The following is a 2,002-nucleotide window of genomic DNA, read 5'->3' as shown; positions in this document are numbered from 1 at the left end:
TACCTACCTGGAGTAACCAGGAAGAGTTCGGGAGATTCTCAGTCCACGACCCCTGTGGTCACCTCGAGGCCGCCGGTCAGGGTGAAATGAAGCGTTGCCCCGCGCGGCAGAGGACCTACACCGGCCGGCGTTCCGGTCAGGACCACGTCGCCGGGCTCCAGGGTGAAATGACGACTCATCTCCGCCACCAGGGGCGCCACCGGAAAAAGCATGTCGGCGCCCTCTCCGTGCTGGCGCAGTTCCCCGTCGATCTCCAGGGTAAAGGCCAGCGCACTCCAGTTGGGCACCTGGGACAGATGCAGGAAGGATGACAACGGGCAGGACCCGTCGAATGCCTTGGCGATTTCCCAGGGATGGCCTTTTTCCTTGAGGCGCGCCTGGATGCCGCGAAGGGTCAGATCCAGCGCCAGGCCGATGCCTACCACGGCCCTTTCGGCCTCATCCGAGGACGCATTGGACACTTCTTTACCGATCAGCAACGCCAATTCCGTCTCGAAATGCACATCACCCCGCGAGAAGGGAGCATCCAGCAATTGCTCGAGAGGCACGGCCGACGTCGACGGCTTGATGAAGAGCAATGGCTCACTGGGTACCGGGTTATCCAGTTCCCTGGCATGGTCGGCATAGTTACGACCCACACAGACGATCTTGCCCAACGCACAGGGAAACTCCTGGCCATCGGAAAAACGCGGAACAAAACGCATGGCGGGTCTTCTCCTTCTCAATATGCGTGCTGCATTCTGTGGCAGGCAGCACAGTCCACCCCACCTGCCACCAGTGTCCAGTCCTCGGGAAGCATCAAGCTGGTTCGATGGCAGAACCGGGTATCACGATGTCCCCGACACGCCATGATCGGCCTTGTCCTTCTTGAAAGTCTCAACGGCCACTGTGTGCTGAGTCTCATATTCCACCCCATGGCTTTGCAAGTAGTCGCGGATCAATTGGCGGACCACCTGGGAAGGTGTCAAATCCTGAGCCGCACACAACTGCTCGAAGGCCCGCTTCTTGTGAGGATCGATCAGCAGGGTCAGGCGTGCTGTCTTCTTTTCCATCGGTAACCTCCAAAACATTAACATTGTATGTTAATGCCAGGGAAAGTCAGGGGCAATGGCTACCCGGCGTCATCGCATGAACCCCGGCTGGCATTGGTTGAAAGATTGCCTCTGATGCTAACAACATGTTAATTTTATGCAAATAGAATATTGACTCTATCCCGCCCTGGAGGAGGCGACGGCAGGCCTCTTCCAGGGCGAGGACGCTCGCTGAGAGACTGTCCCTCCATGGCACGCAGCCGTTTCTCCCTGAACCTTCCCGGCATCGCTACCGGCCTACGCTCGGCCTGGCGTGATGGCTATGGACTTCCCGATCTGCGCAGCGATCTGATGGCTGGCCTGACCATCGGCACCGTGGCAGTACCGCTGTCGATGGCGTTGGCGATCGCCACGGGTGTGCCACCTCAGCACGGCCTCTACACGGCGATCGTGGCCGGTGCCATCATCGCGCTGACGGGCGGATCACGCTTCAATGTCTCCGGGCCCACGGCCGCCTTCGTGGTCATCCTCTTTCCCATCGTCCAGCAGTATGGCCTGGGTGGGTTGCTGATCGCCTCGATGATGGCCGGTATCATCCTGGTGGCCTTAGGCCTGGCCCGTATGGGACGACTCATTGAATTCGTGCCCTACCCGGTCGTGCTTGGTTTTACGGCGGGTATCGCGGTGGTGATCGCGGTGCTGCAGATCCCGGATTTCCTGGGACTGGAGGTGGGAAAACTCGGCGAGCATTTTGTCGAGAACCTGGGATTGATCGTCACATCATTCCCCACCCTGAATCCCTACGAGCTGGGCATCGGGATATTCACCCTCGCCGTCATGTTGATCTGGCCGCGTTTGCATCTGCCCATCCCGGCGCCCTTGATCGGCCTGGTCGTCGGCGCCATCGCCGCTTATGCCACTAACCAATGGTTCGGCAGCACGGGCGCTGGACACACCGTGGAAACGATTGC

Annotated in this window: 3 protein-coding genes; 1 reads left to right on the top strand and 2 read right to left on the bottom strand. The window is 59.6% G+C overall.

The window, feature by feature from the left end; translation table 11 throughout:
• Nucleotides 1-38: 38 nt before the first annotated feature.
• Together ACESMD_RS03925 and ACESMD_RS03920 are read right to left on the bottom strand one after the other, a co-directional pair.
• Nucleotides 39-704, bottom strand: a complete 666-nt coding sequence (locus ACESMD_RS03925; RefSeq protein ID WP_372610517.1) for a fumarylacetoacetate hydrolase family protein — start codon at nt 702-704, stop codon at nt 39-41.
• Between the two features lie 123 nt (nt 705-827).
• Entirely contained in the window at nt 828-1,052 is a 225-nt protein-coding gene (locus ACESMD_RS03920; RefSeq protein ID WP_372610515.1) for a CopG family transcriptional regulator, read from the bottom strand.
• A gap of 228 nt (nt 1,053-1,280) precedes the next feature.
• Here ACESMD_RS03920 and ACESMD_RS03915 point away from each other — a divergent pair.
• A partial coding sequence (locus tag ACESMD_RS03915; protein WP_372610513.1) for a SulP family inorganic anion transporter occupies nt 1,281-2,002 on the top strand: 722 nt, incomplete at its 3' end.

This window comes from Halomonas sp. (assembly GCF_041689495.1).
Lineage (GTDB): Bacteria > Pseudomonadota > Gammaproteobacteria > Pseudomonadales > Halomonadaceae > Halomonas.
This window is presented reverse-complemented; position numbering and strand designations above follow the sequence as displayed.

What these genes read in the sequence shown, in the direction of transcription:
- ACESMD_RS03925 (WP_372610517.1), bottom strand. Translation starts at nt 704, where the DNA reads ATGCGTTTTGTTCCGCGTTTTTCCGATGGCCAGGAGTTTCCCTGTGCG.
- ACESMD_RS03920 (WP_372610515.1), bottom strand. Translation starts at nt 1,052, where the DNA reads ATGGAAAAGAAGACAGCACGCCTGACCCTGCTGATCGATCCTCACAAG.